This is a genomic window from Halobacteriovoraceae bacterium, assembly GCA_020635115.1.
Taxonomy (GTDB): Bacteria; Bdellovibrionota; Bacteriovoracia; order Bacteriovoracales; family Bacteriovoracaceae; genus JACKAK01.
Genome location: JACKAK010000006.1, coordinates 273,680 through 294,555 on the forward strand (window position 1 = coordinate 273,680; position 20,876 = coordinate 294,555).

A 20,876-nucleotide genomic window follows, 5' to 3' on the forward strand; every position below is an offset into this window, starting at 1 on the left:
TTATTACTAAGTGCTTGAGTTATTTTCTATAGTATAGACGCGAATCAAGGGACCAGCGGTCAAGTTTCATATTTTGATCGTGAATTCTATATCTTTCCATCTTCAAATCAATTTCATCAAGACGTATCTTTAGATCATTGTACTCTTTCATCGAAACGGCCCTATCATTTGCAAGATTTGAAAGCTCTTGCTCCCACTCTTGTTCCAATTTTTGTCTTAAAACATCATACCTACTATTCACCGCACCAACTTTTTGAACATAAGTCTTTATTTCAAGTTCTCGATTTCTAAGTATACTTTCAACGGCCAATCTTTTTTTCATCAGTACTCTATAGAGTTCACGGCCCATTTTTAGATTATTTTCCAAATCTTTACTATAAAATAATGCATAAGTCCCAAGAGTTAAGCTAATATTTATTTTGCAAAAATTAAAGTCAGGTACACGGATAAGAATATAATCATTACTTTTGCCATTCACATAACCTTTACATCTCTTAATATCACTATATTCATTCCAAAACTCAATTTTGTCTTTTTTATTAATATATTTAATATTATCAAAATCTACTTTGAATCTAACTAATGAAGCACGTTCATTTACTTTTGAGATCCGGCCAGAGAAGTAACCATCTAATTTCTCTGCCAAAATAGAATTTGATAAAAAAAGTATGGTAATTAGATAGACTATTCTCATGTTAATATCATGACAGGTCTTAAATATTTTTTCTATGCGGAAGGAATATCAGGTGTCTCATCATCATAAGACTCTTCATCAACAAAGACTTCCTCACCTTCAATAATCTCATCATTATCTTCAAGTAAAGAAGCAAAAACATTTTCTGGTTTTAAAGTCTCAATTTCAGCATTTGCATACAGGGAAACTTGTTCAATGTAATTTCTAAGATCTTTAAAATCATGATGTAGCTTTTTTGAAATCATCACAGGTAAATCTTCTGTTTGAAAAAGATACCATTTAATTTCATCGACTTTTTTATAGAACTGGTCAAAGGCCGTAATCAGCTCATCAGTCATAAGTTTCAAGTCTGCAACACCAACATTGTCATATCGATTTTTAAAAATATCTTTAAAGTGTTCGCGAGTTCTTCTCATTGACATTATATAAAGGTAATCGGCTTCTCTATAAACGATCCTTTCAAAAAGATTGGTTGCATCTTGCTTTAAGATTGTAATCACATTTAGTTTTTCTTGCTTTTCATCCATTGTTTATATCCGCTGGCAATTTGGCCCTTTTACCACCTGGCCATCTCTCTAAACTTCTATCATTTTCAAATATAAATTGGCAGATTTTTTTTCCAATGTATTCTACTGGCATTGGTAAACGAATCGATTTATAAGTACCTTTCTTGTGGATTGCTAAACTATTTGGAGTTTCTGAAAAAGAAGTAATTTCAATTAAGTTTACTTTTCCACTTAAAATCCCCAATTGAAAGAAATTATTTCTTATTTTTTTAAATTTTTCAAGTTCAGCAATGGTTTTGATGATGCAAATGACGTTGTTATTTTGAGCGGATAATACTGTTGAAAGATTGGAAAAATCTATCGGTAATAACATACATCCATAATCAGATAATTCGACAGATAGTCGTATAAAATCATTGTCCAATTGGTCTTTAAGTTTAAGAAAAAAAACGGTGTGTATTTGCTCGACATCACTCATGGATATCATATCGAACGTTAGATCTTAATAATTTAGGAATCAAATTGTGATAGGCAAAAATGCTCTCATAAGATTTTTGAAAAGCAATACAAATATAATACCTAAAAGTAAAGAACCTAAAAAACCACCTATAGGAGGATCTGAATCATCATTATTTACGAATTCAACTGTTCCACACCCAACAAATAATGAATTACTTTTTGAGTTTGAAATGCTAAAAGGTGAAATATATCCAATTTCTTGTTTATGTTTCATATCTTCAAGTGCGGCCAAGGCCCCTTCGATATCATCTAGTTGTAAAGTAGTAATACCATTTGCTCGTGCAGACATAATTGTACCCCCATCAGAATGGTCTAATCCTATAGTATGCCCAAGTTCATGGAGAATTGTTGACAAAAGAAGTCCATCCTCATTGTTTTTTAACCTTGGATTTCCAGCATTAAGAATAATTTCAGTTCTCTCAAAAAAAGTTCCCACAGCATAGCGTACAGTAATGGCCAAAGTACTTACAGGATCATGTCCCGTCTCTACTCCAAAGTCATGAGACCACCTAATATTGTTTTCCCTCAAAATTTGGTCAATGCTAATAATACCATTATCAAACCAAACGTTCTCTCCTATACTACTTTCCCAAATCTCAATAGATTGATTTAGTACGGATCTCAGTTCTTCTCTTTCATCCTGATTGTCTGAATAAAAGTAAAACTCAATTGGAAAGTTTTTCCAATACATCCCTTTTTGAAAATCGTTTGTAAAAGTATAGGCAAACAGGTTAGACATAAATGTCAAAGCTAAAAGAAATTGTAACATCTATGATATCCTAGTTTTCTTTTTCATATGTAGTGACATCACATACAAGGCCGTTTCTTAAACTTAATTTATAAGTTAGACCTCTAATAAAATTCAAAGGGCCATACTTTAACAACTTTAATGTATAAGAGTTACCAGTACTTAAATTGGCCATATTTGTTTTAACCACTTGAAAATCATAATTTGTATAAACATGCTGAGATTCTTGTGATGAAATGTCGCGTTGTCCTGTTAGCTTGGCAATCAATTGGTCAGGACACGGAATTGTTACTTTAAGAGTTGAGAATACTGGATGGTTAAAAAGAATTAAAAGGAAAAAAAATAGACGTTTCACACGAACTCCTTTTCTTGTTCAAACGCAACTTTCCATCCTGGAAAGCTAAAGACATTAAACATATGCGAACAAGATGCCAACTTACAAAACCTTAAACCTATAAAAATACTAACTTGATTAGGGCCTTCTACTACGTCTTGGGGTCAAAACGACATATGCAAGGTGTCAATAAACGACTTTCCCCTTTAAAAGATACAACCATTCGAGTAAAAACATTTATGCATATTTTAAATTTTTTTTGTCTCCTTTTTCTATATCCCTGTATTGCGCTTGCGAACTATGCGAACTATAAAGTAACGGGGGAAGGGAATGACCCTAAAAATTACTTTTACCGTCCAAACAATTTTAAAGGGAATAAACTTCCTTTAATTGTGTTACTTCATGGTTGTAATCAGACAGCTAGTGACTTCATCAAAATCACACAAATTCACAAGTTTGCAAATAGCTCAAACTTTCATTTTATATCACCTCAGCAGTCTTTACTTTATAACCCCAAAAGATGTTGGAATTGGTTTTTTAAGGCCAATCAAGAACCAGAGGGTGGTCTTGAATTAGAAGATATTTACACTCAGATTAGAACTTATGTTCAAAACAATAATGTTGATGAAGATCGAATCTATATTGCAGGGATCTCTGCCGGTGCAATAATGGCAACAAATCTTATATTCACGAGACCCGAACTTTTTGCTGGTGCAATCCTGCATTCAGGTATGCCATATGCTAGTAATACTTTTAGTCGTTTTACATTTTTCCTGGACTATCATCGAAATTATCAAAAGATAGTAAAATCTATGAAAAATGGCCCTAAAAAAAGCCACCATAAGCTAATGGAAGAAAGTATTAAATATTTGCAACCTGAACATCAAATAAAGTTAAAAAGAATCATGATCGTACATGGACAAGATGATCCTTATGTTACAAATCTCCATTCAAAATTATTATTTGATCAGTTTCACTTTTTTTTAGAACATGCTGTTGCCGCAAACAAATTAAAAACGTTCACAAGAAAAAATAAGAAAATTGAGCACCAGAAATTTCCTTATGAGTATCAGAGTTATATTTCAAATGTGCTCGATATTAGACTAGAGCTTTATGATATTGATAATCTTGGCCATGAGTGGAGTGGAGGAAGTCAGGGAATGCCCTATAGTAATCCATTCTCCCATAAGGTAATGGCCCATTTTTTAAAATCAACACATGTACAGCAAGGAAACAGGTTTTGTGAGAATAAGCTTGCATCAGTTAAGGATTTTATTCGATAGTCTTTTGATTAAGTAAAACACTCATTTTCCAATAGAAATCTTGCGACATTATCCATAAATTTCAGATAAATAAGCAAAAATACTCAATATCCGATCAATCTTCTAAGCTATTGATAAATTCTTCCGACAAGAGCACTAGGGAGTATAAATTTATGAGTGAAGAATCGCATGAAAATTCAGATGAAGTGAAGGAAGATGGTTCTGTTTGGACTTCCTATAGTGACATGTTCACAACAATGGCCATTATATTTTTAGTTATGTTTGTTTTTGCTCTAATTAGAGTTGGAGTAAACTCAATTAAAATCGTGAAAGTAAAAAAAGAAAATCAAGATTTTCTTGAAGGTAAAATTTCAAAAGAAGAAAAGCAAAAAAATCAAAAGAAACAAGAGCAACTAAGTGAGGCCATTAATGAGATGAAAGAGTTCGATCAAATCATTGATGACAAAGTAAAGAATCTAAATCAATTTTCTAAAAAAATGCAAACTCATAAAAAAGTAGTTGAAGATCTTTTAAAACAACAAGAAAAAAATAATGTTGCGCTAAGTGAGGCCAACCAAAAAGTCAAAAAAACAACTGATCAAATTAAAGAGATTAATGAGTACGTAAAAAAATTAGAAAAGAATTTGAAATTCAAAGAAGATCAGTTAAAAACTGCAAATAATGAAATCAAAACGAAATCAGAAATCATTATCAAAGAAAGAGAAATCACTTCTAAAACAAAAGACGATTTTAAATCCTATAAAGCAAGAGTTAAAGACCAAAATGAGGACATGAAATCACTAAATTCTGAAATTTCAAAGCTAAAAGAAAGTATAAACTCAAAACAGATTGAAAATGAAAAGCAAATTACATTATTAAAAAAAGAAAGTGAAAAATCACAGAAACGAGGAGAAAAAATTCAAGAACTTAATAGTCAAATCAAAACAGCAGACCAAGAAATCAAAAATCTAAATCAAAAAAATACCAAAACAACTTCTATGCTTGAAAATTTGGAGCAAGAAATTAGAAAAAAAGACAGCGAGATCGGTACACTAAAAACGCAATTGAAAAATAATAAAAATGAGTTATCTAAACTAAGTGAGATAAATACTAAGAATAATCAAGAAATTAAGCAACTTTCAGGAAAGCTCTCTCAAAAAGAAAAGGATTATGAAAATTCGCTTCAAAAAATTAGTTCCCTGCAGGGTCAATTTAGAAGTGAGCAAGAACAATCTCGAGGTCTGGCCTCGACTCTCAAGGGGGTTGAAGCAGAGTTAGGTAAAGCAAAAAATGGTCTGCAAAAAGAATCGGATAAGAACAAATTTCTTCTCGGGAAAAATGATTCATTAAAAGGTGAAAATCAAAAAATAAAAGTTGAAATCAAAAGAATTGCAGATGGGCTGAACTATATTCAAAATCAATTTAGAGCAGAAGTTGCAAATCGAATTGCCAATAAATTAAAAGAAAATAATTTAAATGTTGATGTTGATCCAAATACTGGAAGTATCATTCTTAGGACCGATAGCTCTATTACATTTGATCGAAATGACTTTCATTTAAAAGATGAAGCGAAGTTTACTTTGCGAAAGATAATTCCAATTTATGTCGCTGAGCTATTTAGGGATACTTCAATTCGGGATAGAATTTTATCTGTTAACATTGAAGGGCATGCTTCTCCAAGATATCAAAAACAATTCATTGACCCATCAAGTGAACTATTTGCTGAAGCGTATAATTTCAATCTCGATCTATCTGCAAATCGTGCAAAAGAAATCGTAAAATACATTTTTAGTAATGAATTCGGTACATTTGATTTCAAGGGTCTTTTTAGATCAAAAGTTTCATCAGTTGGTAAATCTTTTTCTACTCCTGTCATACTTAGAGATCTGGCCAGTGCTTCTAAAGAACAAAGGGGATGTGGAGAATTTGATTGCAAAAACTCCAGACGTGTTGAGATCAGTTTTACATTAAAAGAAGATAAAGAAATATATAACAAACTTAAAAATTTACAGTAAGGAATTGCCAAATGGAATTAATATTTAGTTTTTTTTCAAACTACTTAATTGAATTTATGAGCTGTCTTCTGGCCATTGGGTTGGGATTTAGATTTGCGTCCTACAAATCTAGTGTACGCAACCACAACTACTTTCAAACTTTTACGAGTGAACTACAAAAATCACTTATCAATATGAAAACTGAAGGAGAAGTTAAAGATGTTGAACAGTTTATTGATAATGTACTAGAGGATGTCAGAAATAAACTTCCCTCTCGTTCTGTTAGAAACTTTAAAAAATCTGATGAAGCATCAAAATCCTCAGTAAAAGGAAATGTAGTAAGTCTTAGAGAATATGTGCATGGAGAACAAAGTTTTTACCATTCAATTAAAAATGAAAGTGTTGCCTTTCAAAGTAAATTCCCCCCCAATTTTTATGACCTGACTCAAAGAATATTAGAAAAAGATGATCAGTATAATAAACTTTTTAGCCTTTTCCCAATTGGACCTGTTTCCAGATTAATTAACGTATTACCTGGATTATTTGTTGTTTTAGGTATTTTTGGTACTTTCATTGGAATAAGTATGGCCCTTCCAGAAATTGCAAAGATGGATTTTTCAAATTTAGATGGGGCCGGAGAAATTTTAAATTCATTTGTTCTTAGAGTGACTTTTGCTATGTCTACTTCAATTGCAGGAATCTTTTATTCACTAATCACAACTATTTTAAATACACTTGCTCCGGTTAAGGGATTGAGGGAAAAGACAAATAAACAAGTTGCAAACTGTTTTGAAAACTTATGGAAAACTATTCATGGGCAAAAAACAATTGAAACAGAATTGAAAGAAGCACTTCCGGCCCTTATTAGTGAAGTTAAAATGCTTCGATCTGACATGAAAGAAAAAAAACTCTCAGCATAGGTAAAATATGTCTATTGTAAGTTTAGTTAAAGGTTGCCCACTTTTTCATGAAATCTATGATAAAGAAATTGAGCAAATCTTAAAGCAATGTAGTGTAGCAAGCTTTAAAAAAGATGAAGTAATCATCCAGCAAAATGATACGAGTTCGGATATTGGTATTATTCTCGCAGGTGCTGCAGATATTTTAGTTGAAAAAAATGGAAAAGAGCAATTTATAGTGAGCATTGGACAAGGAGATCTTTTTGGAGAATTAGTTCTTATTAATGAGCTAAAAAGGACAGCAACTATTCGGGCAACCAAAAACACAGATATTCTTATTATTAGTTATGATAATTTCTATTCTTTTTATAGTAAAAAACCTGCAGTCTTTGCCCTTATGGTTCTCAATTTAACAAGACTAATTACCAAGCGTCTCAAATCAGCAAATACTCTTATTGAAAATCTTTCAAAGGAAATGCAGGATCTAAAAAAATCGGCATAAACAGATACTTTTTTCATATCAAATTTCATTTTGAAAAGGATGAAGAGATTGCGTATTGAATCACATAAAAGATACCGAAGCCTAGTTCTGCTAGAACAGAAATCTTAATATATTTTTAATTAGATTTCCGTGGATTGGTAGAGGGAAATTAAAACTAAGCTTGTTTTTTCATGACAAGCTTTTCAAGAGCACTAACCCTATCTTCAAGTGATGCTTCGTTCTTCAAGTAATTTGATAATATTTCTCTGACGAGTTGTTGGTATTTGATACCTCTTTCTTTTGCCTCTTTTTGAAGATTTCTTTTAAGCTCAACGTCTAGGAACATTGTTGTTCTAATCATAGGGGTTGACTCAAAGTCTTTATCGACTTCGATATTCCCATAAGTAATTTTATTCTTCTCCTTCATATTCTCTCCAGGCGATCATTAGGTCCTCAGAATACTTTAAAACACTATCTGAGAGTCGATTAATCGCTCTTTGTGAAAACCCATGAGCACTAATACACTCACCAGTTTCAATTATAAACTTCGCCTCACATTCAACTCCAATAATATGAATGTGTGGGGGCCTGTGATCATGCGGATAAATGTAAAACTTCAATGTCCCAATTTTTAGAATAACATGAATGAATATAATGTATATAATTTGTATTCACTTGTTAATATCGGTGTTTAAGTGGCCGTATTTTCAGTGAAATACTTAAAGAAATACATTTATTTCAATTAGAGATTATCGCTTATTGACTCATAAGAAAATGTAACTATCGGGAAGAACATCCTAAACCGCTAACATCGATTTTTCATTGAGTCATAACGCTACAAGAACCTCTATGATTAAATGAGGGAGATTGAGGAGTTGGCCAGAGAAAGATTTTGCTAAATCAAGTCAAATTATTTTTCAGAGATACTTATAAAAAAAGCGCGACATTCGCCGCGCTTCGTGTTTTTGTTTTAGTTTTTTAGGACGAATGATTACATCATTCCAGGCATTCCACCCATTCCGCCCATTCCACCTGGCATTCCACCAGCAGCACCATCTTCTTTAGGAAGATCTGCTACCATTGTTTCTGTTGTTAGCATTAATCCTGCAACAGAAGCAGCATTTTGAAGAGCAGAACGAGTAACTTTAGTTGGATCGATAATCCCTGCTGCTACTAGATCTTCATATCTATCTTCTCTAGCATTAAAACCTTTTGTTACGTCATTTGAATTTTTAACTTCATTAACAACAACAGAGGCCTCAAGACCTGCATTTGTGACAATTTGTCTAAGAGGTTCTTCTACAGCACGTCTAATAATTTTAATACCAAATTCTTGTTCAGAATTTTCAACTTTTACACTATCAAGTGCTTTAGCAGCATGAATAAGAGCTGATCCTCCACCAACAACAATTCCTTCTTCAACAGCAGCTCTTGTTGCATTAAGCGCATCTTCTACTCTGTCTTTTTTCTCTTTCATTTCAGATTCAGTAGGAGCACCAACATTAACAACAGCTACACCACCTGCTAATTTAGCAAGTCTTTCTTGAAGTTTTTCTTTATCATAATCAGATGTAGTTGCTTCAATTTGTTTTTGAATTTGAGCAACTCTATCACCAACATCTTTTGCATTTCCTGCACCGTCAACAACAGTTGTATTTTCTTTATCTATTGTTACTCTTTTTGCAGTTCCAAGATGAGCAAGTTCCGCTGACTCTAAACTCATACCGAGTTCTTCAGAAATAACTGTTCCACCTGTTAAAATTGCAATGTCTTTTAACATTTCTTTTCTTCTATCCCCAAAACCAGGAGCTTTAACAGCTGCAACATTGAGGCTTCCTCTTAATTTATTGACAACTAAAGTTGTTAAAGCTTCACCTTCTACATCTTCAGCAATAATAATAAGTGGCTTACCTGTTTGAACTGCTTTTTCCAAAATAGGAAGAAGTTCTTTCATTCCTGAGATTTTTTTATCAGTGATTAAAATGTTTGGATGATCAAAGGCAACTTCCATTTTTTCAGCGTTTGTTACAAAATAAGGTGATAAATAACCTCTATCAAATTGCATACCTTCAACAACATCTAAAGTCGTTTCTGCTGTCTTAGACTCTTCAATTGTGATAACGCCATTATTTCCAACTTTATCCATCGCTTGAGCTAAAAGTTGACCAATTTCTTTGTCATTATTCGCTGAAATAGTTCCAACTTGTGCAATTTCTTCAGAAGTTTTTATTTGCTTAGACATTTTCTTTAACTCAGCAACAAGAGCTTCTACAGCAAAATCAATCCCTTTTTTAAGGTCCATTGGGTTATGTCCCGCAGATACAAGCTTAACTCCTTCTCTGTAGATAGACTGAGCTAAAAGAGTTGCAGTTGTTGTTCCATCACCTGCATCATCATTTGTTTTTTGCGCAACTTCTTTAACCATTTGCGCGCCCATGTTTTGAAAATTATTTTCTAATTCAATTTCTTTGGCCACTGAAACACCATCTTTTGTAATATGTGGTGCACCAAATGATTTTTGAATGATTACGTTTCTACCCTTAGGGCCTAAAGTAACTTTTACAGCATTTGCTAATGCGTTTACACCTTCAAGAATAAGACTTCTTGCATCTTCACTATATTTTAATTCTTTTGCCATTTTGAAACTCCTTATTATTGTGCAAACTTATTATTGGATAATTCCGAAGATTTCATCTTCTTTCATAATTAAATAATCTCTACCATCTACTTTTACTTCAGTACCTGAGTACTTTCCAAAGATTACTTTATCGCCTTCTTTAACGTCTAATGCTCTTAGACTTCCGTCATTGAGAACTTTGCCAGGTCCAACGGAAACAATTTTTCCTTGCGCAGGTTTTTCTGTATGGTTATCAGGAATAATGATCCCACCAGCTGTTTTCGTTTCCTCATCCAATCTCTCAACAAGAACTCTGTCTTGTAATGGTCTCACTTGCATAAATTCCTCCTTATACGCTATGTAAAACTTCATACATAATAACTAGGCACAATTTAATAGCGGCCATCTAAATGTCAAGGGTCCCCAAAATAATAAAAATATTCATTTTTTTTAATCTATGCATTAAATTATAATTATCGGATAGTTATGCATATTTACAGTTTGACTGGCCTAATTAAAATTTAACCTTAATTTTGCTTTGCACTGGACAAGAAGAAGCGTATAAAAAAGATAAACAAACTTTTCTAAATAAAAAACGATGATTACTGACCGCATTAAAATTTCTAAATTTATTAAATTTTCACTTATTCAAAAATTTCTCAAAAATGAAATCACTGAAGAGCGAACTTATTTTGCCTTAACACTTCTTACTGGTGTTTTATCTGGTATTGTTGCCGTTGTTGTCAGTAAGAGTATTAAATTTTTAACAAATTATTTTGGCACGAATCAGGCCTTTGATTTGAATGCATTTGTGTATGGATTAATTGCAATTTCAATTTCAGGCTGGATTATTACAAGAAAATTTCCAGAAATTAAAGGATCTGGTGTCCCAAGAGTTCAAGTTGTATTGGCCGTCTATCATGGCAAGTTACCGATTAAGGAAACATTGGCAAAATTTCTAACTTCTATTTTTTCTCTAAGTTCAGGAATATCTCTTGGAAAAGAAGGACCTATCGTTGCGATTTGTGCAGGGGTAGGTTCTTGGCTAGGTAGCTACTTTCACCTCACAAAAAAAAGAGTTAAATCTCTCCTGGCCATCGGTTCTGCAGGAGGTATCGCTGCTGCCTTTAGTACACCAATTACAGCAGTTGTTTTTACCATGGAAGAAATTGTAGGAGATCTTAACGCAAAAGTTTTAGGGTCAATTGTCATTTCATCAGTAGTTGCTGCTGTTACGGCCGAAGCGTTACGTGGGCAACATATATTGTTTGAAGATCTCCATTATACTCTCAAAGATCCACGAGAACTTTTATTCTATCTTATTGTTGGTTTAAGCTGTGCTTTTATTGGACCACTTTGGGTCAAGTCAGTCATGACTCTTAGAAATTTTAATAATAAGCTTTTTAAAACTCATCAATTAACGATCATGATTGTTTCTTTCTGTTTAATGGCACTCATTTCTCAAAAATATGCTGAAGTACTAGGAGCAGGAACAGAAACAATCAATAATATTCTTCAATCATTAATTCTTGATTGGAAAACATTGGCGATTTTATTTTTAATGAAGTTTCTTGCTTCAACCATTTCTTATTCTTCAGGAATCACTGGTGGTCTCTTTATGCCTACTTTGTTAATGGGCGCCATGCTGGGTGGTTTTATTGGAACTCTTGCGAATTTATTATTTCCTGAAATTACATCAAATACAGGAGCATATGCACTTGTAGGAATGGGAGCCTATTTTGCTGCGGTTATGAGAGCACCGTTCACTTCAATTATACTCGTTTTTGAACTTACAAGAGACTACCAAATTATTCTCCCTCTAATGATTGCCAATATTGTCTCCTATGCTATTGCTTCAAAAATCCACAAAGGTTCAGTTTATGAAAATCTCTCTGAGCAAGATGGTATTCACTTACCAAGCCGAGAAGATAATGAAGTTTTAGAAACTCTTCTTATTGAAGAAGCAATGATTAAAGACATTGTAACGATCAATGCCTCTTTAACTGTTAGAGAGGCCTTTAAGGAAGTAAAAGTTAGTGGAATTTCAGGGTTTCCTGTACTAAAGAATGGAATTTTACATGGAATTATTTCAATTAATGAATTGGGGCAAATCTATGCTAAAGGAAACGGAAGTCAACTTGTCGGAGATGTATGTATACGAAATCTTCAAAAAATTTATCCTGATCAATCACTGCTTGTTGCATTTCATAAACTTAAAAAATTTCAAATTAGCCGTCTACCTGTTGTTAGTCGAGTAAATAACAAACGTCTCGTTGGAATCATCACTGCAGAAAATATTGTTTCACATTTTGGTTTTCATGTGAAAGAAGATGAAAAAAATGAACTCATAGAAAGATATGAACAAGAGTTTTTATCTAATCAGCAAAAAGAACATACAATTCAAGAGACTCAAGACAAGTAGTTCTTAATTTTCTCTAATAAAGACTTCGGATTGAATGGCTTCCCTATGATTTCAACTACGTTTCCAATATCTTGAAGTTCGCTTAGATTTACAAGCCCAGGTGATACTGTTAAATAAATAACTTTGATCCCTTTCCACTTTTCATTTGCACTTAATTCTCGAAGAATATCTTCACCTTTTTCTTCTTTAAGAAAATTGTCTAACAATATAATAGATGGTTTATTTTCTTCAAGATATTGAATGGTTTCTTTTTTGTTTGAAGCTATCTGAACTTTTACCCCTGGAAATTTTTTAAATGTCATTTTAAAAAACTTTTGCAAAATAATGTCATCTTCAACATAAAGAATATTAAGTTCTGAGTTTTGAATATTTTTGTTTTTAATTGAGTTTGATTCTAATTCCTTTTCGAAAATATTTTTCAAGTTTTGCTGAAAGTTTTCATCTTGGACAACAAAAAAATCTGCTCTTGTTTCAAGACTTGAGTCTTTTGCAAAATCTTCAATAGATGAAACTAAGATAGTTTTAATTTGTGAGTTTAAAGAGTTTGAAACCTTTAGTGCGGTTATAAGAGAAGGGCCGTCAAGTTTTCGTAATATATTATTTGTAACTAATATATCAAAGCTGTCTGAATATAATTTATTCAATGCTTGCAGTCCATCTTTAACAACGGAGTAACTTAAGTTTAAATCGTTCGCAACACCAATTTCCAATTTAGAAACAATTTTTGTACTCTCAACAAATAAAACTCTCATTTTATCTTTTTCAACTTCCGTTTTAAGAGTACTAGCACCAACAATATACTTATCTATATCTTCAACTTGTCCATCGAGAAAATCATTTGCGCACTTTTTTATAAGTTCGACATATTCAAGCCCAACATTTTTAAATTCATCAACATTAACACTTTTAAAGCTATTACTTAAAAAGTCTTCAAAATGATGAAAAAGTGTAGTGAGTTCTGATAATTCTAATGAACCAGAGCCCCCTTTTAAAGAATGTGCAACCCTAAATATTTCAGAAACTATTTTAGAAGGAGATTCACTTTCTTCTAAAATATAGAGATTATCTTCCACATTATCCATTTCATAAAATAAATTTTCAAAAAATTCTTTTCTGAGTTCTTCTAATTCGTAATCTAGATTAAAATTATTTGCCATAAAAACAGTTTATAAACCTGTCATGAATTTTTCAAGACTGTTTATTTCGTACTTACTAAACTATTTTAAATCAAACCAATTCACTCCGATTCCCATATCAACCTTTAAAGGAACTTTTAGAGCAGTCACTGTTTCCATTCCTGAACGAACAATCGCCTTCATGGCCTCTAGTTCCTCTTCCAATACCTCAAAAATAAGTTCATCATGAACCTGAAGAATCATTTTCGATCTAAGATTTTCTCTTTTCATTTCTTCATCAATCTCTATCATGGCCTTTTTAATGATATCTGCAGCAGTTCCCTGGATAGGACTATTTACGGCGAGACGTTCTGCCATTGACTTAATAGTACGATTATTAGACTTAAGATCAGGAAGGAAACGTTTTCTACCAAAAAGTGTTTCCGAATAACCCTTTTCCTCGGCCATATCTTTTAGTCCATCGAGATAAGATTTTATATTGGAAAACTTCTCAAAATATTTAGTAATATACTCTTTGGCCTCTTTTCTCCCAATTTTTAATTGTCTTGATAAACCAAAAGAAGACTGGCCATACATGAGCCCAAAATTTACAGCTTTGGCCTGAGATCTCATATCAGAAGTCACTTCACTAATTGAAACTCCCATTATTTCAGCGGCCGTCTGTGCATGAATATCTTCATCATTTAAAAAAGCATTCACCATCGTCGGATCTTCTGAAAAATGAGCTAAAAGTCTCAACTCAACTTGAGAGTAGTCTGCAGAAAGAAGGAGCTTTCCAGGAGTTGCGACAAAGGCCTTACGGATTAGTTTTCCGTTTTCACTTCTTACTGGAATATTTTGTAAGTTAGGATTATTAGATGACAATCTGCCTGTCGCAGTAACAAATTGGTTAAAGGATGTATGTACTCTATTTGTTTTAATATTAACAAGAAGAGGCAAAGCTTTCACATAGGTTGACAATAGTTTGTCTAATTCTCTGTACTTTAAAATCTCTCCAGGTATATCACTTAACCCTCTGGAGTCTAATTCGGAGAGAACCTCTGAATCAGTTGAAGGCCCTGTTTTTGTTTTTTTTATAACTGGTAACTTTAAGATATCAAATAATAAATGTCCCACTTGTTTGGGAGATTTAATATTGATTTCTTCAATATCAATTTTATGATCTTTTGCATAATGATCTATAATTTTGTTAATTCTTTTTTCAATACTATCAAGTTCAATAGTAAAAGTGCCTTCAAGCTCTTTTAAAAATTCTGAATTAAGATAAACCCCTGCATTTTCAACTTCAGCAAGTACTTTAATGAGCGGATTATCAATGTCATAATAGATGCTCTCTAAATCAAATTTTTTAAGCTCAGAATCAAGTTTATCCTTCAAGCTAAATAAAGAAATAGATCTTTCTCCCAAGTAACTTTTTGTGAACTCTTCACCCTGCTCACTAAAAATTTCTTTTTTATCAAGTGCTGTTAAATTTTCACCAAGATAATTTTGGGCCAAACGTTCGAGGTCATGCCTTAGGGATGCATTTACATTGTAGTGGGCCTGAGAAGTATCAAATATTTTTGAATTAAGTAAAATTTGATGATTTAAGCAGTAAGACCATTCTTGTTTTGAGTTTTCTAAGATCAGCTCATGAATATTAAATATTTTTTTTAAAATCGGATAAAAATCAGTTTCAAGAATTGTTGACCAATCGTGAACGAAACTTATTACATATGCTTCCTGAGCTTTGAAACATATTGAAATACCCTCTATTTTTTTTGAAATCACATCATCGCAATCATAGATGACAAAAAATGCTGCTTTTCGAGCTGAATTAATTTCATTTTCTAATAGCTTTAAATTCGCCTTATCTTTGACCAAAATTATTTTATGATTTGATGATGATGTATGATCTGAAAGGATTTTAAATTCCCCATGCTCCCCATTTACTTCTTTAGACTTTGCAATCGCAATATCTTCAATCTTTTTCAGTAGTGATTTAAAACCTAAACCTTTCAAAAACTGAATAAGAGTCGAACTTGGAAGAAAGTCAAAAACAGTTTCTTCTGGTTTTAGACCAAGATTTATATCGGTTTTTATTTCAACTAACTTACGAGACAATAGACCATTTTCTAAATAAACACTGAAAGCTTCAATTAGTTTTTTACCCTTAAATTCATCTTTGTGAGCAATACAATTTTCTAACGTTTGATATTCTTCTAAAAGTTTGGCCGCACCTTTCGCTCCAATACCTTTCATTCCCGGAATATTATCAGAAGTATCCCCAAGCATTGCAAGATAATCCATGATCTGATTTGGTCTAACTCCCATTTTCTCAAAAACTTCCCCTGGCCCATAAAGTTTATCCTTCATGGTATCGAGCATTTTTATCTTGTCATCCACAAATTGCATAAGATCTTTATCTCCTGATGCAATATATATTTCATCAAAATAATCTCTCCATTGTACACAAGCAGCACCTATTACATCATCAGCTTCGTAATTTTCAATTCCACAATGTGGAAGTTCCATTTTTTCAATAAGATCCTGAACAATTGCGAATTGGGGAATGAGTTCTTCTGGTGGAGCGTCCCTATTTGCCTTATAGGCAGAATAAAGCTCATTTCGAAATGAACCTCCCCCCAGATCTCTGGCCATTAAGACATGACTTGGTCTGTATTGTGTGATGAGTTTCAACAACATAGACAGAATGCCATAAACAGCATTTACAGGAACTCCCTCAGGGGTTGTCAGGGCCCTTACTGCGTAAAATGCTCTAAATATAAAACTACTTGTATCAATAATGATCAATCTTTTTTGCAAGGCAAACCTCTCGCTGGTGAAAATTTAAAGTAGTTATAAAAGATTATGAGGGCATTTAGCAAGGTGAAGAAGAGTTACTACTATCAAACCAACCCTTTGTTGCTTTTCTTGACTGAGACTGCTCAGGGTCATTTCCCATAACAGTTGTATCGGCCATGACGTCTCCTAATCGATGACCTGAATCTAGTTTAAAAAGTAGCCAAAGTTCAAGTCCAATTAAAGGAGCTGCTAAAAGAATTGAAATAACCCAACCCCAAAAAGGAATAACAGCAAAAATCAGGGGTATTGTTAATGGAAGATTTCTGATAATTGATTGTTTTAAACTACAAGGAGAACCGTCTTCAAGGGATATAACATTAAAGCCAATAAATTTTTTTCCAATAGATTGACCTGTTTGTAATGTATCAGCGAAACATAGGTAGAGAACACCTAAAATAACTCCCAAGGACTTTAAAATAGCTGAAAGTATGAGGACAATAAATAAGTCAATACTTTTTGCTATCAGACGCGAAATCTTAGCACGATAAATTTGTTTTTTGAGCAAGTACTTTCTATTCATACTTGCGATTCTACCAGCTTTTTTACACAATTTATAAAAGTTTTTTAACACAAAGCTTCCATGACTCAGGGCCCTATACATTTCTTTAGGTGTGTTTTATAAATAGTTATCAAATTAGATTTAAGGAGAAAATAATGAGTAGTTTATCTAATATAAATAAAACTCAATTTGAAAGTGAAGTTCTTCAGAGTTCAACGCCTGTACTTGTTGATTTTTGGGCAGTTGGTGTGGGCACTTGCAAAGCACTAACTCCCATACTTGAAGAAATTGCTACAGAAATTGGTGAAAAAAGTAAAAATTATCAAAGTTAATGTTGAAGAAGATCAAGAATTGGCACAGGAGTATGGAATTAAAGGTGTACCAACAATGATCTTTTTTAAAGAAGGCAAAGCTGTTAAAACTCTTATTGGACTCCAACCAAAAGATGAAATCAAAAATCATTAGAGGAACTGGCCTAAGAATGAATTCAATTCTCAACTCGTTATCAGAGGCGAAGGACACGTTGGATAAAGTCATTAATGATAAGGATTTAATCCAAAAGATTAATCAATCAGTTGAGGTTCTCACTCTGGCATTTAAAAATAATAAAAAGTTATGAGTTGTGGAAATGGTGGATCTATGTGTGATGCCATTCATTTTGCAGAAGAACTCTCAGGTAAGTTTCGTCAAGAAAGGCCAGCACTAGCTGCCCTTTCTTTTAGTGATCAGGTCATTTGAGTTGTGTGGCCAACGATTATGGCTATGACTTTTTGTTTTTTCACGAATGGTTGAAGCACTAGGACTAGAAGGTGACGTTTTAGTTGGGATTTCAACATCTGGTAAATCAAAGAATGTCATTGAGGCCGTTAAAGCGGCAAAAACAAGAGGAATTTGTACAATTCTACTTACTGGAAAAGATGGTGGTGAATTAAAAAATCTGGTAGATATTCCTATAATCGTACCATCTATGGAGACAGACAGAATTCAAGAAATTCACATCAAGATCATTCATGGACTAATCGAATCAATTGAGAGAAATCTCTTTCCCGAGAATTATGCTTAATTACTCGCTTCTTTAATGTGAGTATTTTTTCCTCCCTGCATGAATACCTCACCTCATTTATAATAATAATAATCATTTATAAAAAGAGGAGCATCCATGGACGGATCATCTACAATGAGTATTTTAAATAGCGTTTTCAAATTTATGAAAGACGGTGACGTTTTCATGATTATCATTGCTGGCATTTGGCTATTTGGAATCGTCGTTGCTTTTGAGAGATTTTTACAGTTATTCAGAAAATATGACGTCGACGGGCCTTCATTTATGAATGAACTGCAAAGGTATATTTTATCAAACGACATTCAAGGTGCGATTAGAGTATGTTCAGGTTCTGATGGAGCTTTGGCAAAAGTGTTAAAAAGTGGTCTAAAAAAAGAGCGAAACAAGGACCATCTCAAATTCAAAATGCCATAGATGCCACCGCACTTGAAATGATTCCAAAAATTGAACTTAGACTCCCTTACTTGCAGATGGTTGCAAATGTTTCAACTCTGTTTGGTCTCTTAGGAACAATTTCAGGGCTTATAAGTGCTTTTTCTGCAGTCAACCTGGCCGATCCTGCTCAGAAAGCACAAGTGCTTACGGCCGGGATTTCAACTGCAATGAATACAACATTTTTAGGACTCTTAGCTGCAATTTCAATCATGATGATACATACAGTTTTAACTGCTAAATCAGATAAAATCGTTAACGAAGTTGATGAATTCTCTGTAAAACTAATGGATTTACTTGGGACAAAAAACCATGAGGAAATTGAGGGTTAATTAATGTTAAAACGCCCTACAAGAAACAGAAAAAAAAGAAAGGATGGGAAAATCAATTTGATTCCCATCCTCGATTCTATTTTTATTTTTATATTTTTCCTGTTAACAACAGCTAACTTTACAAAAATTTTTCAAATCGCTAGTGATGTTCCAATTGTTTCAGATACCCCTCCTGCAAGTAATCAAAATCCTTTGGCCCTCACTGCATACATCGGAAAATCAAATATTTCATTACATACGGGAATTCCTTCAAAACCTTTAAAGAGTTTTGGAATGAATGCTAAAGGTGAATACGATTTAGAGTCATTACACAACTATCTGGTTAATCTTAAAAAAAGATTCAAAAAGGAGAAATCGATTATTTTAGAACCTCTCATAGATATAGAATTTCAAAATCTTGTCAATATTATGGATGCAGTAAGAATGTTTAGAACAACTGATGATTCAATCTATATCCGAGGAAACGATGGTGTTGATCAAAAAATTGAAGAATTATTTAGTAATATCGTTTTTGGAAATATTAAAGGAAGATAAATGAGACCTCAAAGATCTATAAAAGAAAGAGCAAGAAGAAAAAGATCAGAGGTTATCGATCTAGATATAACTTCTTTACTTGATATTCTTGTCATTGTTTTAGTTTTTTTGCTCAAAAGCTATGATAATACTGGGATCATTTTTAATTTTGCTAAAGAAATTTCACTTCCAAAGTCAGAATCTCATACTGTAAGCGAAAAAGGGGTCGTCATTCAGGCCACTGAAGATAAAGTGTGGTTGGATGATAAATTAATATTTGATCGTTCTCAAAATGAAAAATCATTTGATCAAGAAGGTAGAAGACTCATTCCTCTTTTTAATGAACTTGTTCAAAAGAAGGCCATGGCCCAGAGGATTGAAAAAGAAGTCAAAGGTGGAAAACCTTTTTCAGGTATGGCCAACTTAATCGTAGATAAAGAAGTTGGATATACTTTTTTAAGGAAACTCATGTATACAACTGCTGAAGCAGGTTATCAGCAGTATAAATTTGTGGTCCTTGGAGAAAATCAATAAATGTGCCCAATTTTTTTTAGGGCCTTAAGTGAAGCTGTGGAAAGATTTATTTCTTTCGAAGTACAATCCTCAAAAGCATAACCAGTATTTGGAAATTTTCCATCCTCTAAAACATAGTTGGTTATTTTATATTTGGTAATTGTTGTTTTGTAAGAAGGAAGAGTATTTAAATCAACCTCAAAATCGACAAAAGGATACTGTTTTATCTTTTTATCTCCACTTGAAATTATAAAAGTAGGTAATTCATTTTGACCACTTAACCATTCATGAGATTTTTTTTTGTAGCACAAGACTTTATTCCCCCTTTTTTTGACAATTCTTAAAAGTTTGAGATCAAATGTTTCTGTCTTTTTTTCTTTTAGAAAAGGAATTGAAAGAGGATTGGCACCGCTTTTAAAAATTTGGCACTGAGCGTTTAATGAGCATAATTCACATGAAGCTTTCTTGGCCTGACAAAAAACTCTTCCTAAATCCATTAGGGCCTCGTTGAGATGCCTATAGGAGATTTCTTTTTTTATTTGAAGGATTTTGTCATCATAGAATAGTTCGTAAATTTTTTTATGGAGCTTAGGCCCTTTTTCAATAGAAATGTTATAAAATCGAGCAAGAACTCTCTCTAAATTAGCATCAAGTGCCAGAGCTTTTTTATCCTGTCCAATGCTTATAAGAGCATTGGCGGTATAGGGACCTATTCCTTTGATGGTGAGTAAAGTTTCTAAGTCTGTAGGAATCTTTCCATTAAATTTCTGATCAATAATTTTTGCAGCAGATAACAAATTTTTTGCTCTACGATAGTAACCTAATCCCTTCCAAGAAATGAGTATTTCATTTTCAGAGGCCTGAGCAAGTTTTTTAATATCTGGAAATTCATGCAAAAAACGTTCATAGTGATTTAGTACCGTTCCAACAGTCGTTTGTTGCAACATTATTTCAGAGACAAGCGTTCCATAAAGGCTTCGCTTTTTTCTCCACGGAAGATCTGCATAATGCGATAATGACCATTGGATTAATTTTTCAAACATATGATTTTTTACTTAGATTATTAAG

The 20,876-nt window shown here is 32.9% G+C and carries 21 protein-coding genes and 3 pseudogenes; 11 read left to right on the top strand and 13 right to left on the bottom strand.

The features are described from left to right. Positions 1-19 precede the first annotated feature (19 nt). From H6622_11375 to H6622_11395, 5 genes are read right to left on the bottom strand one after another with little or no spacing between them, the layout of a single operon-like run. Entirely contained in the window at positions 20-694 is a 675-nt protein-coding gene (locus H6622_11375) for a hypothetical protein (GenBank protein ID MCB9062113.1), read from the bottom strand. Between the two features lie 32 nt (positions 695-726). Beyond that, the gene (locus H6622_11380) at positions 727-1,221 is read right to left on the bottom strand and encodes a hypothetical protein (GenBank protein ID MCB9062114.1); all 495 of its coding nucleotides are present in this window, start codon (positions 1,219-1,221) and stop codon (positions 727-729) included. Beyond that, positions 1,214-1,678 carry a hypothetical protein gene (locus H6622_11385; protein MCB9062115.1) on the bottom strand — a complete coding sequence of 155 codons (465 nt, stop codon included), beginning with the start codon at positions 1,676-1,678 and terminating at the stop codon, positions 1,214-1,216. Before H6622_11385 ends, H6622_11380 begins: the two co-directional genes overlap by 8 nt. 39 nt (positions 1,679-1,717) lie before the next feature. Then, positions 1,718-2,458 (bottom strand): hypothetical protein, encoded by a 741-nt coding sequence (locus H6622_11390; GenBank protein MCB9062116.1) that lies wholly within the window; start codon positions 2,456-2,458, stop codon positions 1,718-1,720. A 40-nt stretch (positions 2,459-2,498) separates the two neighbouring features. Beyond that, positions 2,499-2,822, bottom strand: coding sequence for a hypothetical protein (locus H6622_11395; protein ID MCB9062117.1), 324 nt, complete (start codon positions 2,820-2,822; stop codon positions 2,499-2,501). A gap of 155 nt (positions 2,823-2,977) precedes the next feature. Here H6622_11395 and H6622_11400 point away from each other — a divergent pair, with 155 nt between their 5' ends. The 4 genes from H6622_11400 (at position 2,978) to H6622_11415 (ending at position 7,458) form a co-directional block, all read left to right on the top strand. Then, entirely contained in the window at positions 2,978-4,084 is a 1,107-nt protein-coding gene (locus H6622_11400) for a prolyl oligopeptidase family serine peptidase (protein ID MCB9062118.1), read from the top strand. 152 nt (positions 4,085-4,236) lie between these two features. Next, positions 4,237-6,078, top strand: coding sequence for a hypothetical protein (locus H6622_11405; GenBank protein ID MCB9062119.1), 1,842 nt, complete (start codon positions 4,237-4,239; stop codon positions 6,076-6,078). An 11-nt stretch (positions 6,079-6,089) separates the two neighbouring features. Next, positions 6,090-6,977 (top strand): hypothetical protein, encoded by an 888-nt coding sequence (locus H6622_11410; protein ID MCB9062120.1) that lies wholly within the window; start codon positions 6,090-6,092, stop codon positions 6,975-6,977. A 7-nt stretch (positions 6,978-6,984) separates the two neighbouring features. Then, positions 6,985-7,458, top strand: coding sequence for a cyclic nucleotide-binding domain-containing protein (locus tag H6622_11415; GenBank protein ID MCB9062121.1), 474 nt, complete (start codon positions 6,985-6,987; stop codon positions 7,456-7,458). Between the two features lie 154 nt (positions 7,459-7,612). On the opposite strand, the gene H6622_11420 is transcribed toward H6622_11415, so the two are convergent. The 4 genes from H6622_11420 to groES form a co-directional block, all read right to left on the bottom strand. Continuing rightward, complete coding sequence (locus tag H6622_11420; GenBank protein MCB9062122.1) at positions 7,613-7,864, bottom strand: hypothetical protein; 252 nt, start codon at positions 7,862-7,864, stop codon at positions 7,613-7,615. Next, positions 7,848-8,057 carry a DUF4160 domain-containing protein gene (locus H6622_11425; protein ID MCB9062123.1) on the bottom strand — a complete coding sequence of 70 codons (210 nt, stop codon included), beginning with the start codon at positions 8,055-8,057 and terminating at the stop codon, positions 7,848-7,850. Before H6622_11425 ends, H6622_11420 begins: the two co-directional genes overlap by 17 nt. Before the next feature lie 371 nt (positions 8,058-8,428). Continuing rightward, positions 8,429-10,075, bottom strand: coding sequence for a chaperonin GroEL (gene groL / locus H6622_11430; protein MCB9062124.1), 1,647 nt, complete (start codon positions 10,073-10,075; stop codon positions 8,429-8,431). Between the two features lie 30 nt (positions 10,076-10,105). After that, complete coding sequence (groES, locus tag H6622_11435) at positions 10,106-10,393, bottom strand: co-chaperone GroES (GenBank protein MCB9062125.1); 288 nt, start codon at positions 10,391-10,393, stop codon at positions 10,106-10,108. A gap of 259 nt (positions 10,394-10,652) precedes the next feature. On the opposite strand from groES, the gene H6622_11440 reads away from it, so the two are divergent. Next, the gene (locus H6622_11440; GenBank protein ID MCB9062126.1) at positions 10,653-12,476 is read left to right on the top strand and encodes a chloride channel protein; all 1,824 of its coding nucleotides are present in this window, start codon (positions 10,653-10,655) and stop codon (positions 12,474-12,476) included. Here the strand turns inward: H6622_11440 and H6622_11445 are convergent. The 3 genes from H6622_11445 to H6622_11455 are packed head-to-tail and all read right to left on the bottom strand — an operon-like array spanning position 12,464 to position 17,027. Beyond that, positions 12,464-13,633: a response regulator gene (locus H6622_11445; GenBank protein ID MCB9062127.1), complete on the bottom strand. Its 1,170-nt coding sequence runs from the start codon at positions 13,631-13,633 to the stop codon at positions 12,464-12,466. The two genes, H6622_11440 and H6622_11445, sit on opposite strands and share 13 nt — an antisense overlap. A 60-nt stretch (positions 13,634-13,693) precedes the next feature. Continuing rightward, positions 13,694-16,417, bottom strand: coding sequence for a DNA polymerase I (polA, locus tag H6622_11450; GenBank protein MCB9062128.1), 2,724 nt, complete (start codon positions 16,415-16,417; stop codon positions 13,694-13,696). A 55-nt stretch (positions 16,418-16,472) separates the two neighbouring features. Beyond that, positions 16,473-17,027 (bottom strand): RDD family protein, encoded by a 555-nt coding sequence (locus H6622_11455; GenBank protein ID MCB9062129.1) that lies wholly within the window; start codon positions 17,025-17,027, stop codon positions 16,473-16,475. A gap of 83 nt (positions 17,028-17,110) precedes the next feature. Between H6622_11455 and trxA the strand changes: the two are divergent. From trxA to H6622_11485, 6 genes and pseudogenes are all read left to right on the top strand, one after another. Then, a pseudogene (gene trxA / locus H6622_11460) lies at positions 17,111-17,420 on the top strand (thioredoxin). Beyond that, positions 17,401-17,574 carry a hypothetical protein gene (locus tag H6622_11465; protein MCB9062130.1) on the top strand — a complete coding sequence of 58 codons (174 nt, stop codon included), beginning with the start codon at positions 17,401-17,403 and terminating at the stop codon, positions 17,572-17,574. The pseudogene trxA and the gene H6622_11465 overlap by 20 nt, the downstream one beginning before the upstream one ends. A gap of 20 nt (positions 17,575-17,594) precedes the next feature. Continuing rightward, positions 17,595-18,018: pseudogene (locus H6622_11470) on the top strand (SIS domain-containing protein). Positions 18,019-18,114: 96 nt separating this feature from the next. Next, positions 18,115-18,782, top strand: a pseudogene (locus tag H6622_11475) (MotA/TolQ/ExbB proton channel family protein). A 3-nt stretch (positions 18,783-18,785) separates the two neighbouring features. After that, complete coding sequence (locus H6622_11480; protein ID MCB9062131.1) at positions 18,786-19,316, top strand: biopolymer transporter ExbD; 531 nt, start codon at positions 18,786-18,788, stop codon at positions 19,314-19,316. Then, positions 19,317-19,829 (top strand): biopolymer transporter ExbD, encoded by a 513-nt coding sequence (locus H6622_11485; GenBank protein ID MCB9062132.1) that lies wholly within the window; start codon positions 19,317-19,319, stop codon positions 19,827-19,829. Here H6622_11485 and H6622_11490 read toward each other — a convergent pair. Then, positions 19,823-20,851, bottom strand: coding sequence for an A/G-specific adenine glycosylase (locus H6622_11490; protein MCB9062133.1), 1,029 nt, complete (start codon positions 20,849-20,851; stop codon positions 19,823-19,825). The two genes, H6622_11485 and H6622_11490, sit on opposite strands and share 7 nt — an antisense overlap. Between the last annotated feature and the right edge of the window lie 25 nt (positions 20,852-20,876).